The following is a 25,312-nucleotide window of genomic DNA, read 5'->3' as shown; positions in this document are numbered from 1 at the left end:
CTTATTTGCGAGTCGAGCTCGTTTCCCTGTTGAAAAAGGGAGGGCGCACCTGTTCGCCACTCGCCAGTTCTACTGGCTTACCAATTTGATGTGTCCGATCTCGGGTGCTCCGATCATGAAAAGCTCTCTACTCCATCACCGGAAAACAATTGAATTTGTCTATCGGTAAAACCCCTTCGATGCAGAGCGGGTCGGGGTTGTTGAATGGCACTTGCTGCCCTGCCCGTAATGCTAATTAATGACGTCTTTATGACGGCTAGCAATAAGCAAATAATGGCGCTACATAAAGAGCCGACGCGGTACGTCCGTGCCAAAAAAAACCCGGCCGAAGCCGGGTTTTGAAGAACCTTACTTGAACACTATCAGGCGGCTGCCTGAATGTTCGAAGCTTGCTTGCCCTTAGGGCCTTGGACGACTTCGAAGGACACCTTCTGACCTTCCTTGAGCGTCTTGAACCCATTCATCTGGATGGCCGAGAAATGCGCAAACAGATCCTCGCCACCCTCATCAGGCGTAATAAAACCGAAGCCCTTCGCGTCGTTAAACCACTTGACCGTACCAGTCGCCATACAACTTCCCCTGTATCTCTCTCATGTCCTACGAGCACGCTCGAAAAGCTCGACAGCTGTAACTTACAGCCCGTCCCCTCCTCACAAGCTCACCTCGGCATTTTTTCGTACTCGCACTTGTTATGGCTAGCTGAAAAAAAGTGCCAGCTTGATTGTTGGATTTCTTTAATCCACTGTCAAGAAAATTTTGAGATGCTGCATGTGAATCTATGTGCGTTTGCGCGCTTTGAAGCGGTTTTCCTGTTTCTCCCCGTGCGCGACCGCGCAAGCGAGCTGACCTGAAAAGCCGCATAATCGACGCGGGAAGCACGAGCTTGGGCTGGGTGCGAAGCTTGCTGTGGCGGTTGCCACCCTCCGTCTGGCGATGTAGTCGCTCGGCCGGCACGTGTTGTGCGATACTCGCTCGCGTAGCGAGCCGCGATCTGTCGTCAAGCGCTTCGTTGAGGAAGTGTGGAGCGACTTGGGGCAGATTGTGCGGTTTGGCTGGTTCGCTCGGTGCAGCGGGCGCACCGTGGCGGTGCGATCAACGACTGTTCGGTCGGGTTTTCGCAGGATTGCGGGCCTCACCGAGTTGTTTAGAATGGGTGTATGGCGATTATCCCGGACAGGCAGGACGGCACAGTACTCGAGCGGCAGGAAAAGGAGCTGAAACCGCCGTCCATGTATAAGGTGGTACTGTTGAACGACGATTTCACGCCAATGGAGTTTGTCGTGATGGTCGTGCAGGAGTACTTCAACAAAGACAGAGAGACCGCGACGCAGATCATGCTCAAAGTGCATCGCGAAGGGCGGGGAGTTTGTGGGGTCTACACGCGGGACGTCGCGTCGACCAAAGTCGAGCAGGTTGTTACGCACGCACGGCAGGCGGGGCATCCGCTGCAATGCGTGATGGAGGAAGCATGATTGCCCAGGAACTGGAAGTCAGCTTGCACATGGCGTTCATGGAAGCGCGCCAGGCACGGCATGAGTTCATCACCGTCGAACACCTTTTGCTGGCGTTGCTGGACAATCCGACAGCGGCGGAAGTGTTGCGCGCGTGCGCGGCCAACATCGAAGACCTACGTCAGAACCTGCGCAACTTCATCCACGACAACACACCGACGGTGCCAGGCACCGACGATGTCGATACCCAGCCCACGCTGGGTTTTCAGCGCGTGATTCAGCGCGCGATCATGCACGTGCAGTCGACCTCGAATGGCAAAAAGGAGGTCACGGGTGCCAATGTCCTCGTTGCCATTTTTGGCGAGAAGGATTCGCATGCCGTCTACTACCTGCAGCAACAGGGTGTGACGCGCCTCGACGTCGTCAACTTCATCTCGCATGGCATCGCGAAGACGAATAGCAGCGATGCGGCGAAGGCGGGCGACGCGAACGCCGAGTCGGAAGACGCCGCCTCGCAGAAGGAGACGCCGCTTGCCCAGTTCACCCAGAATCTGAACCAAATGGCCAAGGATGGCCGCATCGATCCCTTGATCGGGCGGGAGTCCGAGGTTGAGCGCGTCGTGCAGGTGCTGTGCCGGCGTCGCAAAAACAACCCGTTGCTGGTCGGCGAGGCGGGGGTCGGCAAGACGGCCATCGCCGAGGGGCTGGCTTGGCGCATCACGCGCGGGGAAGTGCCCGATATCCTGGCCGATGCTCAAGTGTATTCGCTGGACATGGGCGCGCTGCTCGCCGGCACGAAGTACCGCGGCGACTTCGAGCAACGCTTGAAGACGGTGCTCAAGGAGCTCAAGGAGCGCCCGCACGCGATTCTCTTCATCGACGAGATTCACACGCTGATTGGCGCGGGCGCCGCGTCGGGCGGCACGCTGGACGCGTCGAACCTGCTGAAACCCGCGCTCTCGTCGGGCACGCTCAAATGCATCGGCGCGACTACGTTTACCGAGTATCGGGGCATCTTCGAGAAGGATGCGGCGCTGTCGCGGCGGTTCCAGAAGATCGACGTCACGGAGCCGACGGTCGAGCAGACGGTTGCCATCCTGCGTGGACTGAAATCGCGCTTCGAGGAGCACCACGGTGTGAAGTATTCGTCGGGTGCACTCTCGGCTGCGGCGGAGCTGTCGGCGCGCTTCATCACCGATCGTCACTTGCCGGACAAGGCCATTGACGTGATCGACGAGGCGGGCGCTGCCCAGCGCATCCTGCCGAAGTCGAAGCAAAAGAAGACGATCGGCAAGGGCGAAATCGAGGAAATCATCTCGAAGATTGCGCGCGTGCCGGCGCAAAGCGTGTCGCAAGACGATCGCAGCAAGCTGCAAACGCTGGACCGCGACCTCAAGGCTGTCGTTTTCGGGCAGGATCCGGCCATCGACGCACTTGCGGCGTCCATCAAAATGGCGCGCGCGGGCCTTGGCAAGACGGACAAGCCGATCGGCGCATTCCTGTTTTCGGGCCCGACTGGCGTCGGCAAGACAGAAGTGGCGCGGCAGCTCGCGTTCACGCTGGGTATCGAGCTGATTCGCTTCGATATGTCCGAGTACATGGAGCGGCATGCTGTCAGCCGCCTCATTGGCGCCCCGCCGGGCTACGTCGGCTTCGATCAGGGCGGTCTGCTCACAGAGGCGGTGACGAAAAAGCCCCACTGCGTGCTGTTGCTCGACGAAATCGAAAAGGCGCATCCGGACATCTTCAATGTGCTGCTGCAGGTGATGGACCACGGCACGCTGACCGACAACAACGGTCGGAAGGCGGATTTCCGTAACGTCATCATCATCATGACGACGAACGCGGGTGCCGAGTCGATGCAAAAGGGAACGATCGGTTTCACGTCGCGCCGCGAAACCGGTGACGAAATGGCCGATATCAAGCGGATGTTCACGCCCGAGTTCCGTAACCGCCTCGATTCGATCATCAGCTTCCGTTCACTCGATGAGGAGATCATCCTGCGCGTGGTCGACAAGTTCCTCATGCAGCTCGAGGATCAACTGCACGAGAAGAAGGTCGATGCCGTCTTCACCGATGCGTTGCGGCACCACCTCGCCAAGAACGGCTTCGACCCGTTGATGGGGGCTCGACCGATGCAGCGGCTGATCCAGGATACGATTCGCCGTGCGCTCGCCGACGAGTTGCTGTTCGGCAAGCTGCTGACCGGCGGGCGCGTCACGGTGGACGTGGGCGATGACGACAAGGTGCAGCTGACGTTCGATGAGAACGCTGCTCCGCGCAATCCGAACCCGGAAACGCTCGAGGTGGAGTAGGCGGCGCTTTAAGGCGAACGCGGGTGGCGCGTGCTGCGCCACCATAAGAGAAACGACGGAGAAACGGCGCTTCAATGTTGAAGCGCCGTTTTTTTTTTGTGCTCGACGCCCCCCGCGCTCGACGCCCCCCGCGCTTGGCGCTAAGGGCGTTGGGTGCCGCTCAGTGCTTGCCGGTGCTCCCGAACCCGCCTGCGCCGCGTTCGCTTTCGGCAAACTCGTCGACGATGTTGAATTGCGCCTGTACGACCGGCACGATCACAAGTTGCGCGAGCCGCTCCATTGGGTTGATCGTGAAGGCGGTCTGGCCGCGGTTCCAAGTCGAAATCATCAGCTCTCCCTGGTAGTCCGAATCGATAAGGCCCACCAAATTGCCGAGCACGATCCCGTGCTTGTGGCCGAGGCCCGAGCGCGGCAGGATTAGCGCCGCGAAGCCGGGGTCGCCCACGTGGATGGCGAGGCCTGTCGGCACGAGCGTCGTCTGGCCCGGCTCGATCGTCAGCGGCTTGTCGATGCAGGCCCGCAAGTCGAGGCCGGCACTGCCCGGTGTCGCGTAAGCGGGCAAATAGTCGCGCATGCGCGCATCGAGGATCTTCAGGTCAAGTTTCATGCGGTGCTTTATGCGGTGCAATTCGCGGAACGGAAAAACAAGGGAAAATGAACAATCACGAGGGTGACGTTCACGCTGCGGGCTTCGCTCGTCCGAGCTCGAACGCCGCTGCAAGCAACTCGTAGGAGCGCAATCGCGCTTTGTAGCTGCCGGCGACGGTGAGAACAATCAATTCGTCGGCATTGAACTGGCCTTGCAGTTCGATCAGACGCTCGGTCACGGTGTCCGGGGTGCCGACGATGCTGCGTGCCTTCTCGCGGTCAATGACAAGCCGCTCCCGTTCGCCGTACGACTGCGCGGCACCTTGCGCGAGCGAAGGAATCGGCAGGTTCAGTCCATAAGCCATCTGCAGACGGCGCAAGTCAACAGCCTTTTCCAGTGCTTGCGCTTCTTCTTCGGTGTCCGCGCAGATGGCGAAGACGGCGGCCGCCAGATAGGGTTTTGACTCGTGGCCGGGTTGAAACCGTTCGCGATAGGCAACGCCTAAGTGATGCCCAAAGTAGGCATTGATGAAGTGCGCAAACGCGAAGCGCAGGCCGAGTTGCGCTGCGAGTTGCCCCCCAAAATCGCTGGAGCCCAGCATCCATACCTGCGGTCGCGTGTCCACTTGGGGCTGGAGCACAACCCCGTATCCCGGCTGGTCCGGCAATGGCTTGCCATTGAGCAGCGCAACGAGCTCGGACACCTGCTTGGCGAACACGTCGCCGCGATTGTATGCGCCTGCTGCGACAGCCTGCGCCGTGCGCATATCGCCACCGGGCGCTCGGCCCACGCCCAAATCGACGCGGTTCGGAAACAGCGCCTCGAGCATCATGAACTGCTCTGCGACTTTGAAGGGGCTGTAGTACGGCAGCATCACGCCGCCCGACCCGATCCGAATGCGCTTGGTCATGCTGCCCAGCCGCGCCAGCATGACCTCGGGACACGGGTTGGCGACCGCAAGGAGTCCGTGATGCTCGGCACACCAGTAGCGCGTATAGCCGAGATCGTCGGCGAGCTGTGCGAGCTCGAGCGTGGCGGCGATCGCGTCGGCCACGGTATGCCCGTCGATGACGGGCGTTTGATCGAGTACCGAAAGTAGCGTCATAGTATTTTCGCGTGCGTGCGTGACTCCCGGCCTTGCCGGTTCATCGCGTCCTCATTGTTCCAGGCGGGAGCCCGTTTGCCGGCTTGCGGCGCGGAGCAGTCAGGAGATGAGGCTCGTGTCGGGTAGCCGGCGCGCGATCTCACGCACGAGTGTTGCCGCCAGCGTGTCCTTGTCCATTCGAGGCAGGCGCGTCAGCCCTTGCGCATCGAACAGCACGACCTCGTTGTCGTCACGGCCGAATGTCTTTGGCCCCAGATTGCCGATGAGTAGCGGCACCTGCTTGCGCGCGCGCTTTTCTGCGCCGTGCACGACGAGTTCGCCGCTCTCAGCCGCGAAGCCGACACAGTAGGGCGGATTAGTCAGGCGTGCCACCGTGGCGAGAATATCGGGGTTCTCGACGAAGGAAAGGCTTGGCACGCCGCCGTGCGCTGTCTTTTTGATCTTCTCTTCGCTCGCGCGATCGACGCGCCAATCTGCGACGGCCGCGACGGAGATGAAGACATCGCAGTCCTGCGCCCTTTGCACGACGGCATCGTACATTTGTAGCGCGGTTTCCACATCTTCTCGCGCGACACCCCAAGGCGTAGGCAAGCTGACCGGGCCCGCGATCAGCCGAACATCGGCCCCCGCCTGTTGTGCCGCGCGCGCCAGCGCGAAGCCCATTTTGCCGCTTGAGCGATTCGTGATGCCGCGAACGGGGTCGATCGGCTCGAAGGTCGGCCCGGCCGTGATGAGCACACATCGCCCAGACAAAACCTTCGGTTGAAAAAATGAGACGATCGCCTCGTAGGAGGCCTGCGGTTCGAGCATACGACCGTCGCCTGTCTCGCCGCACGCCTGCACACCGGAGTCCGGGCCGAGCACCAGCACCCCGTCGGCGCGCAACTGCGCGACGTTGCGCTGTGTGGCCGGATTCGTCCACATCTGCCGGTTCATCGCTGGCACGACGAGTAGCGGGCAGTCGCGCGCGAGGCATAGCGTCGAGAGCAGATCGTCCGCCATGCCATGCGCGAGCTTTGCAAGGAAGTCGGCTGAGGCGGGCGCGATGACGATGGCGTCCGCTTCGCGCGACAGGTCGATGTGCGCCATGTTGTTGTCGATGCGCCCATCCCACTGGCTCGTGTAGACGGGCCGGCCCGAGAGGGCTTGCATCGTGACGGGTGTGATGAACTGCGTCGCCGCCTCGGTCATCGCCACTTGCACCGTCGCACCGGCCTTGGTGAGAAGGCGCGTCAGCTCGGCGATCTTGTAGCAGGCGATGCCGCCCGTCATGCCGAGGACAAGGTGCTTGCCAGCGAGTTCTGCGATTGCCAACGTTGCCTCCAAAATGCTCGAGGAAGAACGGCGTCAGGCGCTTAGCGGGCGCCGCGAACGCGTCGCAGCTCGTCCAGCACCAGCAACGCTGCGCCGATCGTGATCGCGCTGTCTGCCAAATTGAACGCGGGCCAATGCCAGCCGCCCACGTGAAAGTCGAGAAAGTCGATCACGTGTCGGTGCACGAGCCGGTCAATGACATTGCCGAGCGCGCCCCCCATGATCAGCGACAGCGCGGTGCAAAAGAGCCGCTGATTACCGTGGCGCTTGAGCAGGTACACGATGACGAGCGCCGCGACGATGCCCAGGGCCGTAAACGCCCAGCGCTGCCAGCCGCCCGCTGCAGCCAGGAAGCTGAACGCCGCTCCCCGGTTGAAAATGAGCAGCAGATTGAAAAACGGGGCCAGCGGGTAGGGCGTCGCGTACTCAAGCACCCTCATGACCGCTATTTTCGTCAGCTGATCGAAGAGGATGACGACGAGCGCGATGCCAAGCCATGGCGCGACCGTGCCGCTTGCCTGTACCGATTGGGTCTTCGCCATTATGCCGCCCTCCGCGTTTCGCCGCTGCCGAACAGGTTGCTGAAGCATCGGCCGCACAGCGTCGGATGTTCAGGGTGCGAGCCCACATCGTCCCGGTAATGCCAGCAGCGCTCGCATTTCTGATACTTCGACGCGACGACCTCCACCCCCTCATCGGCGTCCGAATCGACCTTGACGAGGGTGGCCGAGGACGTGATCAAGACGAACTTCAAGTCGTCGCCGAGGCTTGCCAGCGCGTCATAGGCGGCACCCGTCGCACGCAGCTCTACCTCGGCTTGCAATGACGAGCCAATCCGGTTCGCAGCGCGCGCTTCCTCGAGCGCCTTCATGACATCGCTGCGCACGGCGCGCAAGAGCGCCCATTTCTCGCGCAGCGCGTCGCCTTCGGCAATATCGGGATAGGCGTGATACGTCTGCGTGAAGATCGTGTCGCTGCCCGGCTGGAATACGTGCCAGGCCTCCTCCGCCGTAAACGAGAGGAACGGCGCCATCACGCGCAAGAGGCCCTGCGTGATGTGATAAAGCGCCGTTTGCGCCGAGCGGCGCGCGATCGAATCGGGCGCGCTCGTGTAGAGGCGATCCTTCAGCACGTCGAGATAGAAGCCGCCCAGATCCTCGGAGCAATAGGTCAAGAGCTTCGCCACCACGGGGTGGAACTCGAAACGCTCGTAGTGAGAGAGGATGTCTTGCTGCAGCTGAGCCGAGAGCGCTACCGCATAACGATCGATCTCGAGCCACTCCGTGACCTCGCGCGCATCTTTTGCGAAGTCGAAGTCCGACAGATTCGCCAGCAAGAAGCGTAGTGTGTTGCGGATGCGGCGATAGCTTTCCGTCACGCGCTTCAGGATCTCCTCGGAGATCGAGAGTTCGCCCGAGTAGTCAGTCGAGGCGATCCAAAGGCGGATGATCTCCGCGCCGAGCCGGTTGGAGACGTCGTGCGGATCGATGCCGTTGCCGAGCGACTTGCTCATCTTGCGCCCTTCGCCATCGACGGTGAAGCCGTGCGTGAGCAGCGCGCGGTAGGGCGCCTGGCCGTCGAGCATCGACGCCGTCAAGAGCGACGAGTGGAACCAGCCGCGGTGCTGATCGGATCCTTCGAGGTACAGGTCGGCTGGGAAATGCGAGACCTCTTTGTGCGAGCCGCGCAGCACATGCCAGTGCGTCGTACCGGAATCGAACCAGACGTCGAGCGTGTCGCGATTCTTTTCGTACAGGTTCACGTCGTCGCCGAGGAGTTCGCGTGCGTCGAGCGTTTGCCACGCTTCGATGCCGCCTTCCTGTACGCGCTGGGCGACGGCTTCGAGCAGCTCCAGCGTGCGAGGATGCAGCTCGCCCGTTTCCTTGTGGACGAAGAACGCCATCGGGACGCCCCACTGGCGCTGGCGCGACAGTGTCCAGTCGGGGCGGTGCGCGATCATGTTGTGCAGCCGCTGCTTGCCCCAGGACGGGTAGAAGGCCGTCGCCTCGATGCCGGCCAGCGCTGTCTCGCGCAGCGTCGCCCCGCCGTCTTTCGGCACAACGTCCATGCCGGCGAACCATTGCGACGTTGCACGATAGATGATCGGCGTCTTGTGGCGCCAGCAATGCATGTAGCTGTGCGTGTAATTTTCGCTCGCGAGCAGCGAGCCGGCCGACTTCAGCGCTTCGACGACCTTCGGATTGGCCGCCCAGATCGAAAGCCCGCCGAAAAGCGGTAGCGATTCGATGTACCGGCCATCGCCCATGACAGGGTTGATGATGTCGGAGTCGGCCAGCCCGTGTGCCTTGCACGAGTCGAAATCCTCCACGCCGTAGGCCGGCGACGAGTGCACGATGCCCGTACCCGTCTCGGTCGTCACATAGTCGCCGAGATAGATGGGCGACGTGCGCTTGTAGCCGGGATGAGCTGAAGCGAGCGGATGCCAAAAGCGCAGATCGGCGAGCTTCTCACCCAGCGCCGTTGCCACGACTTCACCCTCGAGGCCGAACTGTGCGAGGCTCGCCTCGACGCGCTCCTCCGCGAGGATCAGCATGCCGCGCGGCGTGCGAACGAGCGCGTAGACGATTTCGGGGTGCACGTTCAGCGCCTGGTTCGCGGGAATGGTCCAGGGCGTCGTGGTCCAGATGACAATGCCGCCTTCCGCGTCGGGCAGCGCCGCGAGCCCGAATGCCTGCGCAACCTTTTCGGGCGCGGCGAACGGGAACAGCACGCTCACGGACGGGTCAGCGCGGTCTTTGTACTCGACTTCGGCCTCGGCGAGCGCGGAGCCGCAGTCGAAACACCAGTTCACGGGCTTCAGGCCACGATAGAGATAGCCCTTCTCGAGTATCCTCGCGAGCGCGCGGATTTCGGCCGCTTCGTTCCCGAAGTTCATCGTCTTGTACGGGTTGTCCCAATCGCCGAGTACACCGAGCCGCTTGAAACCAGCCTTTTGCTTTTCGATCTGCTCGGTCGCATAGGCGCGCGCCTTCTGCTGCACCTCGGCCGCCGGCAGCGACTTGCCGTATTGCTTTTCGATCTGGATCTCGATCGGCATGCCGTGGCAGTCCCAGCCGGGCACATAGGCGGCGTCGAAGCCGGCCATGTTGCGCGACTTGACGATGATGTCTTTCAGGATCTTGTTGACCGCATGGCCGAGGTGGATGTCGCCGTTCGCATAGGGCGGACCGTCGTGCAGGACGAAGCGCGGCCGACCGGCGCTCGCGGCGCGGATCTTCTCGTACACGCGCTTGTCTTCCCATTCTTTGACGCGTTGTGGCTCGCGCTTCGGGAGGTCGCCGCGCATCGGAAACGGCGTGTCCAGCAAATTGACCGGATATTTGGCCTGGGATTTCGAATCGGCTTTCTTGTCGCTCATGGTGAGATCGCTGGGAAACGGTTGGCGCCCGAGTTCCGGGCGCGCTCAATCGGTGTCGGTTGACGACGCGATGCCGGCCAAGTCGTACGCGGCCGGCGCGGCGCGAAGGGGCTGCGGCTAACGAATAATTCGGTCAGTGGCCGATGTCGAGAACCCGGTTGCACGGCTACCGGGGGCGGCTGGGGCTGCAGGCGCCGTGCCGGCCGTTGCAGCAACAGCCGTCAGAGCATCGCCCGCCGCGGCAAAGTAGGCCCGGGCGTTCGCGGCATCGCGGGCGATGGCCGCCGTCAGCGTTTCGAGGTCGGCGTACTTTTCCTCGTCCCGCAGCTTGTGCAAAAACTCGACGCGCACGAGTTTGCCATAGGCATCGCCGTGCCAGTCGAGCAAGTGGACTTCGAGCAGCACGCGGCCCGAATCGTCGACGGTCGGCCGCAGCCCGAGATTCGCAACGCCCGCAAGCGGTTGCGCTTCGATACCGTGCACCCGGACGATGAAGATGCCGCTGAGCGCGGGGCGCTTGTGCGCGATCGGCAAATTCAGTGTCGGGAAGCCGAGATCGCGGCCGAGCTTCAGGCCATGCACGACATGCCCGCTGATCGCGTAGTCGCGACCGAGCGCCTCGCGGGCGGCGCCGAGCTCGCCCGCGATGAGCAGTGCGCGTACGGCCGAGCTCGAGATGCGCGCGCCGCTTGCGTCGGCCACGGTCTGCATCTGCTCGACCTCGAAGCCGTAACGCTCGCCGGCCGCCTTGAGCGAAGTGAAGTCGCCGGCGCGCTTTGCGCCGTAGCGAAAATCGTCGCCGACGAGCACCCAGCGCGCGTGCAGGCCGCCGACAATGATCCGCTCGACGAATGCATCGGGAGACTGGCCCGCAAACGTGCGGTTGAAGTGCTCGACGACGACGCGGTCCACGCCGTTCATCCGCAGTGCTTCGAGCTTGTCGCGCAGCACCGCGATGCGCGGCGGCGCACCGGCCGGATCGAAGAACTCGCGTGGATGCGGCTCGAAAGTCATGACACACGCAGGCAGTCCGCGCTCACGCGCGGCTTCGCGCACGCGCGCGAGCAAAGCCTGGTGGCCGCGGTGGACACCGTCGAAGTTGCCGATCGTCAGCGCGCAGGGCGCGCGGCTCTCGGCGTTGGGAAGACCGCGGAAGACTCTCACGATAGCCGTTGGGATGGGCGGGCAGGGACGATTCCCCGACGCCGCGAAGCCAAAGATCGATATGCGCTGTGAAGCGCTGCAAAGCACGAGATTATAAACGTTCGGACGCCGAGCGGCTCGGGCGCGACCGATGCCTCGAAATGTTGCAATGCCCCAATGATAAAATCACCGGATGAAGAATATCGTTATTTTGATTTCCGGGCGCGGCAGCAACATGCAGGCGATCGTGGATGCGTGTGCGCGCGAAGCTTGGCCGGCGCGTGTCGCGGCCGTCGTCGCGAGCCGCCCCGATGCGCCGGGGCTTGCCGTGGCGGCATCCGCAGGCATCGCAACGGCCGCTGTGGACTACCGCGATTTTGCCGAGCGTGAAGCCTTCGATGCGGCGCTCGCGGCCGTCGTCGATCGTTACCAGCCCGATGTTGTGGTGTTGGCCGGTTTCATGCGCGTGCTGACGACGGCGTTCGTCGAGCGGTACGCGGGGCGGATGCTGAACATTCATCCGTCGCTGCTGCCGAGCTTTCCGGGCCTCAAGACGCATCAGCGTGCCTTGGAAGCCGGTGTCGCCGTGCACGGCGCCACCGTTCATTTCGTCACGCCGCGCCTCGATTACGGTCCCATCGTCATTCAGGCCGCGGTGCCCGTGCTCGCCGGCGACGACGAGAAGCGGCTTGCCGCGCGCGTGCTCGCATCCGAGCACGTCATCTATCCGCGCGCCGTGCGCTGGTTCGTCGAGGAGCGCCTCGCGCTCGACGGTACGCGTGTGCAGGTGACGCCGAACGAGCCGCAATGGATGTTTAACGATGTGTCCGGAGAAGCAGCATGACCAACCGACCCCAGCCTCACCGCAGCGCGAAGCCGCGACAGAATCGAGAGCCGCGACAAAATCGAGAGCCGCGCCGCGAGCAGGGCCTGCACGGCTTTCTGGTCGGCCAGACGGAAGTGCTCCTCGCCGAAATCTTGAAGTTCGCCGGCCCGGCCGACGCGACGACGAGCCGTTTTTTCCGTGCTCACCCGAAGCTCGGCCACAGCGAGCGCGGCGTCATTGCAGAGGCCGTCTTCGCGGTGCTGCGCCGCCGGATGGAATTCGCGCATCTGGCCGAAAGCGGCACCGGCAGCCCGGCGCGCCGTCTTGCACTGCTCGGTCTCATGCAGACAGCCGGCCGTTCGGCCGTCTCGCGGTTCGTCTCGGCGGATGAGCAAGCGTGGCTCGAGCACGTCGCCAAGATCGATCCGGCCAACCTGCCGCTGCGCGTCCGCCTGAATCTGCCAGACTGGATTGTCGAGGCGCTGTCGGCGCGTTTCGCGGGCGAGGAGTTGGCGCAGCTCGCGGCCGCGCTCAACTACCCGGCGCCGCTCGATTTGCGTGTGAATGCGCTCAAGGCGAGTCGCGAACAGGCTCTCGATGCGTTGGGGGCTGCGAGCATCGACGCTGGCGCGACCCCGTTCGCGCCGCTTGGCGTTCGTGTGGCCGGCAAGCCTGCGCTCACGAAGCTCAAAGTCTTCGAGGATGGCTGGGTGGAAGTGCAGGACGAGGGCAGTCAGCTGCTGTGCTCGCTCGTGGCACCGCGGCGAGGCGAGATGGTGGTCGATTTCTGCGCGGGCGCGGGCGGCAAAGCACTCGCGCTCGGCGCGGCGATGCGCTCGACGGGGCGGCTCTACGCGTTCGATGTGTCCGAGCGCCGTCTGGCGAAGCTCAAGCCGAGGCTTGCACGCAGCGGTTTGTCGAATGTGCATCCGGTGCTGATCGACAGCGAGCACGACATCAAGATCAAGCGATTGACCGGCAAGATCGACCGTGTACTCGTCGATGCGCCCTGTAGCGGGCTCGGCACGCTGCGCCGCAATCCCGACTTGAAGTGGCGAGAGAACGCGGCCGCGGTGACCGAGCTCACGAGCAAGCAGGCTTCGATACTCGCCGCCGCTGCGCGCCTCGTCAAACCGGGCGGCCGGCTCGTCTATGCGACGTGCAGCGTGCTCGAGGCGGAAAACGAGGCCATTGTCGCGGCGTTCCTGGCAGAGCACACCGAGTTTGTGCTCGTGCCGGCCGGCAAGGTGCTGGCCGAGCAGCGCATCGAGCTCGAAATGGGGGATTACCTGTCGCTCTGGCCTCATCGCCACGCCACGGACGGGTTCTTCGCCGCCGTGCTCGAGCGCCGGGCTTAATCGGCGGCGCTCCAAGCGGGCGGCATCTGTCGCGGAATCTTCGCGGCGTGCCGCCCACCCTTGCTGCCGTTATCTCGTCGAGACGATGAACCAGAACCACATCCTTTCCCATATGCTGACGGGCATCGTCCGCGATTTCGGCCAACCCGTCATGATCTGGCAGGCCGGCACGCTGATCGCGGTGCTGGTTGTCGCATGGCTCGTCGCGCGCTTCTTGCGCGGCCGGCTCGAAGTGCATCGCCGCGCGCGTCACGAGGCGCTGCGCTTCAGTGCGGAAAGCTTGGACAAAGCGCTGTTTCCGTTGCTCGGCAGCGCGCTGGTCTGGTTCGCGCAGGCGCTGCTCGACGATTACATGTCGACGTCGCTGCTCGATCTCGCGCTCGTGCCGCTTTTCGGCATTGCGCTCATCTACGTTGTCTTCTACATCGCTCGGCGCGTATTCAGCAGCGGCGGGCGCGACCATGCGGGGCTTTTCGTCGCTGAGAAGATTGTGACGGTGCTCGTCTGGATCGGTATGGCGATGACGGTGCTCGGCATACAGGACCAAGTGTTGCGCTGGATGGCGTCGGTGCGCTTTCGCGTCGCCAACGAGCGCATGACGCTGCTTTCGCTTTCGACCGGCTTGCTGTGGGTCTGCGTGACGATGATCGTCGCGATGTGGCTCGGTTCGCTGTTTGAGGAGCGCGTGATGCGCTCGCGCTCGATCGACGCCAATCTCAAGGTCGTGCTTGCGCGCGTCGGGCGTGCGCTGCTCATGCTCGCGGCCGTGCTGATCAGTTTTTCGCTTGTCGGCATCGACATCACTGTGTTGGGCGTGTTCGGCGGCGCGCTCGGCGTGGGGCTCGGCTTCGGCTTGCAGAAAATTGCGAGCAACTACGTCTCGGGGTTCATCATTCTCATCGACCGTTCGATCAGGATCGGCGATTCGATCAACGTCGGCGGGCTGCAGGGTGTAGTGACGGAGATCCGTACACGCTTTACGACCGTGCGTGGCCTGGACGGCATCGAGACGCTGATCCCCAACGAGAAACTGATGACCGACGTGGTCCAGAACCATTCGTCGTATCTGACGCGCGGCTATGCCAAGGCGGCGGTGCAGATTTCGTACGACTCCGACGTCGATCGCGCGATGGCGTTGCTCGCACAAGCGGCACAGGGTGTCGAGCGCATACTCGATGATCCGGCGCCGACACCGTACCTCGTCTCGTTCGGCGCCGATGGCATCGATCTTGAACTTGGATTCTGGATCGAGAACGCCGCAAAGGGCACGGCTGCCGTGCGTTCATCCGTGAATCGCAATATTTGGCGTCTCTTCAACGAGCACGGCATCGCCATTCCTTATCCCACGCGCGACGTGCGCATCATCGGCGAGATGCCGGGACCACGCGCGGTGGCCGATTCCAGCGTGGGCGCTTTTATGGACGCGGAGGTGGGCGATGTTGTAAAACTCGATGGCCACCTCTTGAGCGATCCAGGGTAGCGTCTTGCGTTGCGCATGCATGAGGTGTGCTTCCGACTTTTCGTGGGGAACCGCTGCGGCGAAGGCGAAGCTAGGTAGCCGAGGCTGCACTGCATCGAATTGCCGCAGCAGGCGTCGCACCGATATGTGCGACATTCCTCTTTTGTTACAAACGATTGCTGGGTGTTGCAGTACAATCCGTTCCAGTCCATCAATCTCTTTCGATTTGCTGACGGTGTGCCGCCGGATAGCGTTTGTGCCGCGCTCATCGCTTCACGGGTAAATGCCTTGTTGAATTCCCTCCTCGACTTCCTCGCACACGGCTTCCTCCGCTTCTCTTGGTGGCAGATTCTGCTGTTCGTGCTCGCTGTCACGCATGTCACCATCGTCGGCGTGACCGTCTATTTGCACCGATGCCAGGCGCACCGCGCGCTTGAGCTGCATCCGATCGCCAGCCATTTCTTCCGCTTTTGGCTCTGGATGTCGACCGGCATGCTGACGGGCCAATGGGCCTCCATCCACCGCAAGCATCATGCGAAATGCGAAACGGAGGAGGATCCTCACAGCCCGCAGACGCGCGGTATCTGGAAGGTGCTGCTCGAGGGCGCGGAGCTTTATCGGGCAGAGGCCAAGAATGAGGAAACGATGCGCCGCTTTGGCCACGGCACGCCGAACGACTGGATCGAGCGCAATCTTTATTCGAAATACCCGATCCTCGGCATCAGCCTGATGATGGTTATCGATGTCGCACTGTTCGGTCTCGTCGGGCTGACGGTCTGGGCCGTGCAAATGGTTTGGATTCCGTTCTGGGCGGCGGGCGTCGTCAACGGCCTGGGACATTTCTGGGGCTACCGCAACTTCGATTCGGAAGATGCGAGCACGAATCTTTTCCCGATCGGCATCCTGATCGGCGGGGAAGAGTTGCATAACAACCATCACACTTACGCGACCTCGGCCAAGCTGTCGAACAAATGGTACGAGTTCGATATCGGCTGGCTCTACATTCGCTTGATGTCCATGTGCGGCTTGGCGAAGGTGAAGAAAGTCGCGCCTATGCCGCGCATCGCTGAGCGCAAAGTCGTCCTTGATCAGGATACGTTGCAGGCGGTGCTGGCGAACCGCTACGAGGTGATGGCCCGGTATGCGAAGACGGTCAAGCGGGCGTATCGCCAGGAGCTCGCACGGGTAAAGGAGATCGGTGCGCGCGAGCGTTATACGCTGATGAAGAGCGCGAGCACGTGGTTCCATAAGGATGAAGCGGGTCTGGATGAACCGCAGCGGCGCCAGCTCCCTGAGATCTTTGCAAATAATCAAACGTTGCGCACGTTCATCGAACTGCGTAAGGACCTCTCGGCGATCTGGGAGCGTTCGAACGCGTCGCGCGACCAGTTGCTGATCCAGCTCCAGGACTGGTGCCACCGCGCGGAGCAAAGTGGAATTAAGGCGCTGCAAGAGTTTGCGCTGCGCTTGCGCTGCTACGCCTGACACGAAATCTATTACAATTTCGAGACGTCACAGAACACCCCGCTCTGGCGGGGTGTTGCTTTTTGTGCGCATGAAAAATGTGCGGGGGCCGGTGGCATTGCTCGGCATTGATGGACGTCATTGACCACATCCGGCGTCCCCGGCAACGCTTGAGGAGAGGATGATGGCTGCGACGATCAAGACCGTCGAGTTTGACAAGCCGATAGTTTCCAGCGCGGCTGGTCCGGCATGCGGTGTCGGCCAAGCTTGGGCCAAGGTGCCGGCAATAACGTCGCCGGAGGAACGCAAGGCGCTGAAGGCGCGTATCCGGGCGTTGCTCGAGCGCGAAAAGGCGGTGCTGGTCGCTCACTATTATGTGGATCCGGAACTGCAGGAGCTCGCCGACGAGACGGGCGGCTGCGTGGCGGATTCGCTTGAAATGGCGCGGTTCGGGCGCGATCACGATGCACGCACGCTTGTCGTTGCCGGGGTGCGCTTCATGGGCGAGACGGCAAAGATTCTGAGCCCTAACAAGCGCATTTTGATGCCCGATCTCGATGCGACTTGCTCGCTCGACCTCGGTTGCCCGGCCGACGAGTTCTCGGCGTTTTGCGACGCTCACCCCGATCGCACCGTGGTTGTCTATGCCAATACGAGTGCAGCGGTGAAGGCCCGTGCGGATTGGATGGTCACCTCCTCGATCGGGCTCGACATCGTGACCCACCTGCATGCGCGCGGCGAAAAAATCCTTTGGGCGCCGGATCGCCATCTGGGCAGCTACATCCAGAAGCAGACGGGCGCCGATATGCTGTTGTGGCAGGGCTCGTGCCTTGTCCACGACGAGTTCAAGGGCGTCGAGCTCGACTTGCTGCGTGCCGAGTACCCGAACGCAAAAGTGCTCGTGCACCCGGAGTCGCCGGCGAGTGTAGTCGCCCAAGCTGACGTCGTCGGATCGACGTCACAGCTCATCGAGGCGGCCAAGCAGTCCGACGCGACGCACTTCATCGTCGCGACCGACCTCGGCATTCTCTACAAGATGCGACTGGCGGCGCCCGGCAAGACATTCATCGAAGCGCCGACGGCTGGCAACAGTGCGACCTGCAAGAGCTGTGCGCATTGTCCATGGATGGCCATGAACGGCCTTGCCAACCTGGCCGACGTCATCGAGCGTGGTCACAACGAGATTTTCGTCGATCCGGCAATCGGCGAACGGGCGCGCGTACCGATCGATCGGATGCTGGCCTTTGCCGCGCAGCGCAAGCAGCGCGTGCAGGCAAGCGGTGATTTTGCGCGTGATACGGCACTCTTTGCCAACGTCGGTCCGGCTTGACGAGACTTTGGACGATCGGAGAACTTCAACGATGGGGCGACAGCAGACGCTTCGTGGTGGCGACGCGGTTTCGCCGCTTTATAACGAGATTCATGCGCAGTATGGCGTGGCGTTTGACACCGCGCTGGCGCGCAATGTGGCCGACGCGCTTCATGAGGATGTCGGCAGCGGCGACGTCACTGGGCGCCTTGTACCAGCCGATGCGGTGCGCGAGGCACGCGTTATCGTTCGTGAAGAGGCAGTCCTTTGCGGCGTGCCTTGGTTTGCGGCGGTCATGCGTCAGCTCGATCCGTCGATCGAGCTCGACTGGCATTACCGCGAGGGCGATTGGATGGCCGCCGATTCGCTGGTTTGCGCGCTACGTGGTCCGGCGCGGGCTCTGCTGACAGCGGAGCGCAATGCACTCAATTTTCTGCAGCTGCTCTCGGGTGTGGCAACAGCCACGCGTCGCTACGTCGACGTAATTGGCGGAACGCGCGCCCAGATTCTCGATACGCGCAAGACGCTGCCGGGTCTGCGATTGGCGCAAAAGTACGCAGTGCGTGTGGGCGGTGGTGCCAACCAGCGGCTTGCGCTCTATGATGGCATTCTCATCAAGGAGAACCATATCGTCGCAGCCGGCGGTGTGGGGGCGGCGCTTCATGCCGCGCACGAATTGCAGGCGGGTGTCTCTGTGCAGATCGAGGTGGAAACGCTGGAGCAGCTCGAGTCGGCGCTCGAGCATGGTGCCCGATCGATCCTCCTCGATAACTTTTCGTTTGCCGCGATGCGCGACGCTGTGGAGTTGACTGCCGGGCGCGCAACGCTCGAAGTTTCGGGCGGCGTTAACTTCGACACCGTGCGAACGATCGCGGAAACAGGTGTAGACCGCATCTCCATCGGCGCACTGACGAAGGACGTACGCGCGACGGACTACTCGATGCGGCTCGTTTAACGCCCTCCGTCTGTTCCCATCGCTACGGCCGGCGCAGCCGGCCGAGGGTGCGTTCAAATTAACCGGTTGCGCGTGTGTTCAGGCGAGAGCACTGTCGACAGCGCTTTCGGCAATGCTGCAGGCCAGTCACGCGAGAAATGCAGGCCGCGGCTTTCGCGTCGAGACAGGGCGCTGTCGACGATAAGCTTGGCCACATCGACCAAATTGCGCAACTCGAGCAAATCGCGGCTCACCTTGAAATTGGCGTAGTACTCGTGAATCTCGTCGCTGAGCAGGGCGATCCGATGCTGCGCCCGCGCGAGCCGCTTATCGGTGCGCACGATGCCGACGTAGTTCCACATGAGTCGCCGTAGTTCATCCCAGTTATGCGCGACGACGACCTCTTCATCGGGATCGGACACGCGGCTCTCATCCCAGTCCGGCAGCGGGGTATGCTGAGCGGCGCCAAAGCCCTCGCTCTCAATGGCCGCTGACGTCGAGCGCCCGATGACGAGACACTCGAGCAGCGAGTTGCTGGCGAGCCGATTTGCTCCGTGCAGCCCCGTGCTGGCAGTTTCTCCCACGGCATAGAGCCCGGCCAAATCGGTACGGCCGGCCAGATCGGTGACTACGCCACCACACGTGTAATGCGCAGCCGGCACGACTGGAATCGGATCTTTCGTGATGTCGATGCCGAATTCGAGGCAGCGCGCCAGAATCGTCGGAAAGTGCTCGTGTAAGAAGGCGGCCGGCTGGTGGCTGATGTCGAGATAAACGCAGTCGATACCGCGCTTTTTGATTTCAAAGTCGATCGCACGCGCCACGATGTCGCGCGGCGCGAGCTCCGCTCGCTCGTCGTGCGCCGGCATGAAGCGGGTGCCGTCGGGCAACACAAGTCGGCCGCCTTCGCCGCGCACGGCTTCCGAAATGAGGAACGATTTTGCGTAAGGATGAAAAAGGCAAGTCGGGTGGAACTGGATGAACTCCATATTCGACACGCGACACCCGGCGCGCCAGGCCATGGCGATGCCGTCGCCGGTGGCCGTATCGGGATTTGTCGTATAGAGATAGACCTTGCCGGCGCCACCCGTCGCGAGCACGATGTGCTGGGCTTGCAGTGTGATCGTCCGCCCGCTGGCGAGGTCAAGCGCATAGAGCCCGTGACAACGACGGCCGGGAAGCCCGAGGCGCTCTGATGTGATCAGGTCGATCGCATAGTGATTTTCGAGCAGTGTAATGTTGGGATGTCGGCGCACGCGCTCGGATAGCGTCTCGACGACGGCGTGCCCGGTCGCGTCGGCCGCATGGATGATGCGCCGATGGCTGTGGCCGCCCTCGCGTGTCAGATGAAACCCGAGCTCGGCAGCTTCATCCCGCGTGAAGGGCACGCCTTGGTCGATCAGCCAGTCGATGGCCGAGCGGCCGCCTTCAACGATGAAACGCGTGGCGGCTTGGTCGCAAAGCCCGGCGCCCGCGACCAACGTATCGCCAACGTGGTTATCGATGCTATCCGCGGAATCCAGCACCGCAGCGATGCCGCCTTGAGCCCGGTCACTTGCGCCTTCGGTCATCGATTGCTTGGCGAGCACTGCGACGCGCCGTTTCTCGGCAAGGTTCAATGCGACCGTCAAACCCGCGAGCCCGCTGCCCACGATTACCACGTCGAAATTCATGTGTTTGTTCCTTTGCACCTTTGCGTCCTATCGAGGCCGGCTGGTCCCGCTGGCCGTACGACGATGCGATGTCGGTTTTTGTATCTGGATGGGTATGAGGTGCCTCACGCGCATCGTAATTCGCACACGCAGCAATGCAAGCGGGTGCGCCAAGCCGAAAAGCATACCTCGGTCGGCGTAACAAGGGGAGGAGCAAAGAGGGGTGGAACGAAGGCGTAAGAACGACGAAAGAACAACGAAGGAGGAGCAACAAAAAGGAGCAATAATGAGGGACCAACAAAAAGCCCCGCCAAGGCGGGGCTTTTTGCTGTCTTTGTCGTTCAGGCTCGTCGGAGACCGATCACTTGATCTTGGTTTCCTTGTACGCCACATGCTTGCGGACGACGGGATCGAACTTCATGATCTCCATCTTTTCCGGCATGTTGCGCTTGTTCTTCGTTGTCGTATAGAAGTGACCCGTGCCTGCGGTCGATTCGAGCTTGATCTTGTCGCGTGCGCCTTTCGCCATGATTTACTCCTTAGACTTCGCCGCGTGCGCGCAGATCGGCCAGCACGACGTCAATGCCGTTCTTATCGATGAGACGCAGGCCCGCGTTGGAAACGCGCAGGCGCACCCAACGGTTTTCGCTCTCCACCCAGAAACGGCGGTTTTGCAGGTTCGGCAGAAAGCGCCGCTTCGTCTTGTTGTTTGCGTGGGAAACGTTGTTGCCGCTCATCGGCGCTTTCCCAGTTACTTGGCATACGCGTGCCATATGAGAGCACTCCTAAAACGCTTAAAATTCGGTTCAAGCCTGGGGTCGCCAGATTCGCCTCTGCTAGAGCAGATCCGGCCGGATCGTGACCGGCTGTTATCCCGGCTGTCCGGCTCCGCTGTCTGGCTCTTTCGGCCCCTCTCTTTTGGCCCCTTTGCCTTCGTTCGCCTTCGGTAAAGTTATCCCAAGCTCGCGCCAGCCGTTAAGCTGCCGCCTTGCAGTGTGAATAACCCAACTCGAACGCCAAGGCGCCCGACTTTGGAACGGGGTTGGAAAAGAGGCAGAAGAGCGAGTGTAGCAGAAAAAGAGCCGCAAAATCAAACGATATTTGCCCTTTGCGGCGGCTGCGGCGTCTTTCGTGTGCTCATCGAGCGGCGCACGCGGTAGCTGCCGGGACGATCAGGCCGATCGGACGCTGGTCCGGCCACCGCCCGGGCTTATCGCCATTGCCAGCCAGAGAGCGGGCCGAAACGTTATAGCCAGCCCTCGTTGGCGAACGAGAAAACTGCGCTCCGCCCGACGACGAGATGATCGACGAGCCGTACATCGATGAGCGCGAGCGTGTCCTTCAGCACACGCGTGAGTTGGCGGTCACTCGCGCTCGGTGTGGCGGCGCCTGAGGGGTGATTATGCGCGACGATGAGGGCGGCTGCGTTCGTTGCGAGGGCGCGGCGCACAATCTCGCGCGGGTAGACGGCCATGCGCGTGATGGTGCCGCGCGAGCTTTCCTCACTGTCTATGAGGCGGTGCCGCGCGTCGAGAAAGAGGCACAGGAACACTTCATAGGGGCGCGAGCCGATCAAAAGCCGCACGTAGGCTTCCACCGCAGCGCTCGAATCGACCAAGGGCCGCTCGCGCGCTTGCTCCGCGAGGGCGCGTCGAGCCATCTCGACCACGGCCAGGAGCACCGCTGTTTTCGCCGGACCAATGCCGCGCAGCCCCTTGAAATCGGCCGGCGTTGCATCGAGCATCGCGCGCAGCGAGCCAAAGCGCGCGAGCAGCGAGTGCGCGAGCTCGAAGACGTTTTGGCCCGGCAATCCACACCCGAGGAAAAGGGCGATGAGCTCGGTATCCGAAAGGGTGCCCGGGCCTGTTTCGAGCAGCCGTTCACGTGGCATGTCACGCGAATGGCGCTCGCGCATCGCCCCCGGCCGCCCCGTGGCTGCGGGGACTGGCGTGGCGTTTGCGGTGTCGGAACGGGGCTGCATGTCGATGTACTCCATCCTCTTCTTTATGGGCGGCACGTATGAAAGAGAAGCGCGCTGTGCCGCCAGCTGTTGCCATCCCCGCTCTTGCTCGTCCAGTGGCTTACAATACGGACTTCTTTGCACCGGAGCTGGCCGCCCGATGCCGCCGGCTCCAAGCACGGCATAGCAGCGGCGCGTTCGTTGCGCCCCGACCAGATGAGTTACGCCATGAGCATCATCGATATTTCCGAAGTGAAACCGGGCTCGCACGTCACCCTCCATTACCGGCTGTCGCTTGCCGATGGCGCGGACGTCGTCAATACATTCGGCAACAAGCCCGCTACACTGCTCATAGGCGCTGGACAACTCGCGCCGCCGCTCGAAGACATTCTCCTCGGGCTCAAGACGGGCCACCATTCGACCTATCGGCTAGATGAGGGGCAAGCCTTCGGTGATCGCAACCCGGATCTCGTCCAGCGGATTTCGCTGGCTGCGTTGCGCGCGAACGGCATGGTCGACGACGATTTCACCCCGGGCGAGGCGATCGAGTTCAATGCGCCAGAAGGCGGCCGGTACGCGGGCGTGCTCAAAGAGATCAGCGAGACATCCGCACTTTTCGACTTTAATCATCCGCTCGCCGGCCAGGCGTTGTTATTTGAAGTCAAAATCATCGGGATTCTCTAAGACATGAGCTTCACGGATACCCCCATCGCCGCCGAGCAAAGAGAGGTGCTGCTTGCCCAGCCGCGCGGCTTCTGTGCGGGCGTCGATCGCGCGATCGAGATTGTCGAGCGCGCGATCAAGCTTTTCGGCGCCCCCATCTACGTCCGTCACGAGATCGTTCACAACGCCTACGTGGTGGCCGATCTGCGCAAGAAGGGCGCCGTGTTCGTCGAGGTGCTGGATGAAGTCCCCTCTGGCAGCACGATCATCTTCAGCGCCCACGGCGTCTCCAAAGACGTTCGGGAAGAGGCCGAGTCACGCGGTCTTCGCGTCTATGACGCCACCTGCCCGCTCGTGACGAAGGTGCATATGGAAGTGGCAAAGATGCGCCAGGAGGGCCTCGACATCATCATGATCGGGCACCGTGGGCATCCCGAGGTGGAAGGGACGATGGGGCAGTGCGGTGAAGGCATGTATCTCGTCGAGAGCATCGAGGACGTGAATGCGCTCGAGCTCGGCAATCCGCACCGCATCGCCTTCGTCACCCAAACGACGCTTTCCGTCGACGACGCATCGGAGATCATCGCGGCCCTCAAACGCCGCTTCCCTGGAATCCGGGAGCCCAAGAAGCAGGACATCTGCTACGCGACGCAGAACCGCCAGGACGCCGTCAAGTTCATGGCGCCGCAGTGCGACGTCGTCATCGTCGTCGGTAGTCCCAACAGCTCTAATTCCAACCGGCTGCGCGAAGTGGCCCAAAAGCGCGGCGTGCCGGCATACATGGTCGATTCGCCTGACCAGATCGATCCCGTCTGGATCGAAGGCAAACGGCGCATCGGCGTGACGGCCGGGGCGTCGGCGCCCGAAGTGCTTGCGCAAGCCGTGATCGGCCGCCTGCGGGAGCTCGGAGTGCACAGCGTTCGTGCCCTCGAGGGAATCGAGGAGAGCATCGCATTCCCATTGCCGCGCGGCTTGACGCTTCCTGAACACGAGTAACGAGGGGTACGCCGCATCCGCGGCCAAGATCGTAAAGCGCGCGCTGAATGCGCGCTTTTTTTTTTGTTCGGTGCGCCCATCAGTGTGGGTTGTACGCGAGTGGTATTCAGAAAAAGAAAACGGTTGCAACTCAGTTGCAATGTATGCGATTTAATTAGCTCAAAAATAGGTTGCAATGCAGGAAAACCCTGTTGGTTTCCTTTTTTGGCATACAGGTAATTGGAGTTACAATTCGCCCGTTCTGAAGGTTCCGAGGCCTTCTGGAACATTTGTTCAAGAGGCGCAGGAGACCGAGTTAATGCACGTCCAGTTTCCCTACGTCGCGACCGGCAGTACTAGCCGCGGTAAGGCGGGCATCGGCTATGCGGCATGTGCTGCGTGGCCCCAAAATGACGCGACGGTGACAAGTAGTCACGCCGCGCAAACGGTGTCGATTTTTGCGCCTTTCATTGAGGAAAACACGAATCGGGTTTTCCCGGGATTCGGCCTTTGCGTGCATTCGAAGCCCCCTCGGGTGGGCGTTGCAGTTGCCTTCCACCTTCTTCAGCCGCCCGGAAGTTCGCGCGTTATTCCTTGCGTTGAGGCAATTGCTTGGAATGCGTGGTCTGCCGTGCAGTCACTCCTCCGATCCGCAGAAAACATCGTTGCAGGTGGTCGTGCGCGTGTCGGCAGAGCCGTCGGTGTCCTGCTCGATACACGGCGGCGTGGGTTTTTCGGGTGGGCGGCTTCCACAAGGTCTGGGCAGCGTGAGAAAAAAAATCTCGTGAAACATGGCAATGCATGCGTGCGCAAGCCGGCGTTGCTCCGCTTTGCCGCATTCCATTCGGAACGGGACGGGCGAGGCGATGCCGTTTTGCTTAATGGCGTCAACGGCATCACACGTGCAGTTCTCGGCGTGGTGACGTCGTAGCGTGAAAGGGGCAACTTGACGGCACCAAATTTCGCGGTGCCGTTTTTGCATCCACCCTATTGGGCTGGCAGTCGGATTACGGCTCCTTGTCGAGTATGGGGCGGTGAACGTTACCGGTTTTTTGTCAGTACCCGCAGCACCACGGGTTTCGCCGGCCTTCCGCTTTACGGTGGTGGGCGCAAGTCGAACATTCCGTAACTCGGGTTAAGGAGCATTAAATGGATATCTTCATCCAGCAGATCATCAACGGTCTGGTGCTGGGCAGCGTCTATGCCATCATCGCACTCGGCTATACCATGGTGTACGGGATCCTCGGGATCATCAACTTCGCACACGGCGATGTGCTGATGATCGGGGCAATGGTCGCGCTATCGGCCATCACGGTGCTGCAAAACCATTTCCCCGGTCTCGGCAGCGTGCCCACGCTCGTGATCGGGCTTGCAATTGCCGCTGTCGTCTGCTCGATCGTCGGCTATACCATCGAG

Annotated in this window: 23 protein-coding genes; 12 read left to right on the top strand and 11 right to left on the bottom strand. The window is 62.0% G+C overall.

All coding sequences use genetic code 11. The features are described 5' to 3' along the window. Positions 1-362 precede the first annotated feature (362 nt). Complete coding sequence (gene cspD, locus VL598_RS03890; protein WP_017776809.1) at positions 363-569, bottom strand: cold shock domain-containing protein CspD; 207 nt, start codon at positions 567-569, stop codon at positions 363-365. 588 nt (positions 570-1,157) lie between these two features. Between cspD and clpS the strand changes: the two genes are divergently transcribed. Both clpS and clpA read left to right on the top strand, forming a co-directional pair. Then, positions 1,158-1,472 carry an ATP-dependent Clp protease adapter ClpS gene (clpS, locus tag VL598_RS03885; RefSeq protein WP_325325382.1) on the top strand — a complete coding sequence of 105 codons (315 nt, stop codon included), beginning with the start codon at positions 1,158-1,160 and terminating at the stop codon, positions 1,470-1,472. Then, positions 1,469-3,766, top strand: coding sequence for an ATP-dependent Clp protease ATP-binding subunit ClpA (gene clpA / locus VL598_RS03880; protein ID WP_325325381.1), 2,298 nt, complete (start codon positions 1,469-1,471; stop codon positions 3,764-3,766). Before clpS ends, clpA begins: the two co-directional genes overlap by 4 nt. 160 nt (positions 3,767-3,926) lie before the next feature. On the opposite strand, the gene dut is transcribed toward clpA, so the two are convergent. The 6 genes from dut to VL598_RS03850 all read right to left on the bottom strand — a co-directional run bounded on the left by dut (position 3,927) and on the right by VL598_RS03850 (position 11,317). Beyond that, complete coding sequence (gene dut, locus VL598_RS03875; protein WP_325325380.1) at positions 3,927-4,373, bottom strand: dUTP diphosphatase; 447 nt, start codon at positions 4,371-4,373, stop codon at positions 3,927-3,929. A 70-nt stretch (positions 4,374-4,443) separates the two neighbouring features. Continuing rightward, a complete protein-coding gene (locus VL598_RS03870; protein WP_325325379.1) occupies positions 4,444-5,460 on the bottom strand; it encodes an LLM class flavin-dependent oxidoreductase in 1,017 nt (338 codons plus the stop codon). A 99-nt stretch (positions 5,461-5,559) separates the two neighbouring features. After that, positions 5,560-6,774: a bifunctional phosphopantothenoylcysteine decarboxylase/phosphopantothenate--cysteine ligase CoaBC gene (gene coaBC / locus VL598_RS03865; protein ID WP_325325378.1), complete on the bottom strand. Its 1,215-nt coding sequence runs from the start codon at positions 6,772-6,774 to the stop codon at positions 5,560-5,562. 41 nt (positions 6,775-6,815) lie between these two features. Next, a complete protein-coding gene (gene lspA / locus VL598_RS03860; RefSeq protein ID WP_325325377.1) occupies positions 6,816-7,316 on the bottom strand; it encodes a signal peptidase II in 501 nt (166 codons plus the stop codon). Further along, a complete protein-coding gene (gene ileS / locus VL598_RS03855) occupies positions 7,316-10,153 on the bottom strand; it encodes an isoleucine--tRNA ligase (protein WP_325325376.1) in 2,838 nt (945 codons plus the stop codon). Before ileS ends, lspA begins: the two co-directional genes overlap by 1 nt. 117 nt (positions 10,154-10,270) lie before the next feature. Further along, entirely contained in the window at positions 10,271-11,317 is a 1,047-nt protein-coding gene (locus tag VL598_RS03850; protein WP_325325375.1) for a bifunctional riboflavin kinase/FAD synthetase, read from the bottom strand. A gap of 172 nt (positions 11,318-11,489) precedes the next feature. Between VL598_RS03850 and purN the strand changes: the two genes are divergently transcribed. The 6 genes from purN (at position 11,490) to nadC (ending at position 18,667) form a co-directional block, all read left to right on the top strand. Then, entirely contained in the window at positions 11,490-12,140 is a 651-nt protein-coding gene (purN, locus tag VL598_RS03845; RefSeq protein WP_325325374.1) for a phosphoribosylglycinamide formyltransferase, read from the top strand. Then, complete coding sequence (locus VL598_RS03840) at positions 12,137-13,480, top strand: RsmB/NOP family class I SAM-dependent RNA methyltransferase (RefSeq protein WP_325325373.1); 1,344 nt, start codon at positions 12,137-12,139, stop codon at positions 13,478-13,480. The genes purN and VL598_RS03840 overlap by 4 nt, the downstream gene beginning before the upstream one ends. Before the next feature lie 85 nt (positions 13,481-13,565). Further along, complete coding sequence (locus VL598_RS03835; RefSeq protein ID WP_325325372.1) at positions 13,566-14,960, top strand: mechanosensitive ion channel family protein; 1,395 nt, start codon at positions 13,566-13,568, stop codon at positions 14,958-14,960. A 267-nt stretch (positions 14,961-15,227) separates the two neighbouring features. After that, a complete protein-coding gene (locus VL598_RS03830) occupies positions 15,228-16,424 on the top strand; it encodes a DesA family fatty acid desaturase (RefSeq protein WP_325325385.1) in 1,197 nt (398 codons plus the stop codon). Positions 16,425-16,587: 163 nt separating this feature from the next. Next, complete coding sequence (gene nadA / locus VL598_RS03825; protein ID WP_325325384.1) at positions 16,588-17,733, top strand: quinolinate synthase NadA; 1,146 nt, start codon at positions 16,588-16,590, stop codon at positions 17,731-17,733. A 31-nt stretch (positions 17,734-17,764) separates the two neighbouring features. After that, the gene (nadC, locus tag VL598_RS03820) at positions 17,765-18,667 is read left to right on the top strand and encodes a carboxylating nicotinate-nucleotide diphosphorylase (RefSeq protein WP_325325371.1); all 903 of its coding nucleotides are present in this window, start codon (positions 17,765-17,767) and stop codon (positions 18,665-18,667) included. Positions 18,668-18,720: 53 nt separating this feature from the next. Here nadC and nadB read toward each other — a convergent pair whose 3' ends face one another. The 4 genes from nadB to radC all read right to left on the bottom strand — a co-directional run bounded on the left by nadB (position 18,721) and on the right by radC (position 22,213). Next, a complete protein-coding gene (nadB, locus tag VL598_RS03815; protein ID WP_325325370.1) occupies positions 18,721-20,319 on the bottom strand; it encodes an L-aspartate oxidase in 1,599 nt (532 codons plus the stop codon). A 340-nt stretch (positions 20,320-20,659) separates the two neighbouring features. Next, entirely contained in the window at positions 20,660-20,827 is a 168-nt protein-coding gene (rpmG, locus tag VL598_RS03810) for a 50S ribosomal protein L33 (RefSeq protein ID WP_007586229.1), read from the bottom strand. Between the two features lie 10 nt (positions 20,828-20,837). After that, on the bottom strand, positions 20,838-21,071 hold the full coding sequence (rpmB, locus tag VL598_RS03805; RefSeq protein WP_325325369.1) for a 50S ribosomal protein L28: 234 nt from the start codon (positions 21,069-21,071) through the stop codon (positions 20,838-20,840). A gap of 473 nt (positions 21,072-21,544) precedes the next feature. Continuing rightward, positions 21,545-22,213 carry a RadC family protein gene (gene radC / locus VL598_RS03800; RefSeq protein ID WP_325325383.1) on the bottom strand — a complete coding sequence of 223 codons (669 nt, stop codon included), beginning with the start codon at positions 22,211-22,213 and terminating at the stop codon, positions 21,545-21,547. Positions 22,214-22,486: 273 nt separating this feature from the next. Between radC and VL598_RS03795 the strand changes: the two genes are divergently transcribed. The 4 genes from VL598_RS03795 to VL598_RS03780 form a co-directional block, all read left to right on the top strand. Next, the gene (locus tag VL598_RS03795; RefSeq protein ID WP_325325368.1) at positions 22,487-22,942 is read left to right on the top strand and encodes a peptidylprolyl isomerase; all 456 of its coding nucleotides are present in this window, start codon (positions 22,487-22,489) and stop codon (positions 22,940-22,942) included. Between the two features lie 3 nt (positions 22,943-22,945). Then, on the top strand, positions 22,946-23,917 hold the full coding sequence (ispH, locus tag VL598_RS03790; RefSeq protein WP_325325367.1) for a 4-hydroxy-3-methylbut-2-enyl diphosphate reductase: 972 nt from the start codon (positions 22,946-22,948) through the stop codon (positions 23,915-23,917). Between the two features lie 175 nt (positions 23,918-24,092). Beyond that, the gene (locus tag VL598_RS03785) at positions 24,093-24,827 is read left to right on the top strand and encodes a hypothetical protein (protein ID WP_325325366.1); all 735 of its coding nucleotides are present in this window, start codon (positions 24,093-24,095) and stop codon (positions 24,825-24,827) included. A 218-nt stretch (positions 24,828-25,045) separates the two neighbouring features. Further along, the coding region (locus tag VL598_RS03780) for an ABC transporter permease subunit (protein ID WP_414718647.1) at positions 25,046-25,312 on the top strand (267 nt) is incomplete at its 3' end.

It is taken from the genome of Trinickia sp., from assembly GCF_035492435.1.
Lineage (GTDB): Bacteria > Pseudomonadota > Gammaproteobacteria > Burkholderiales > Burkholderiaceae > Trinickia.
This window is presented reverse-complemented; position numbering and strand designations above follow the sequence as displayed.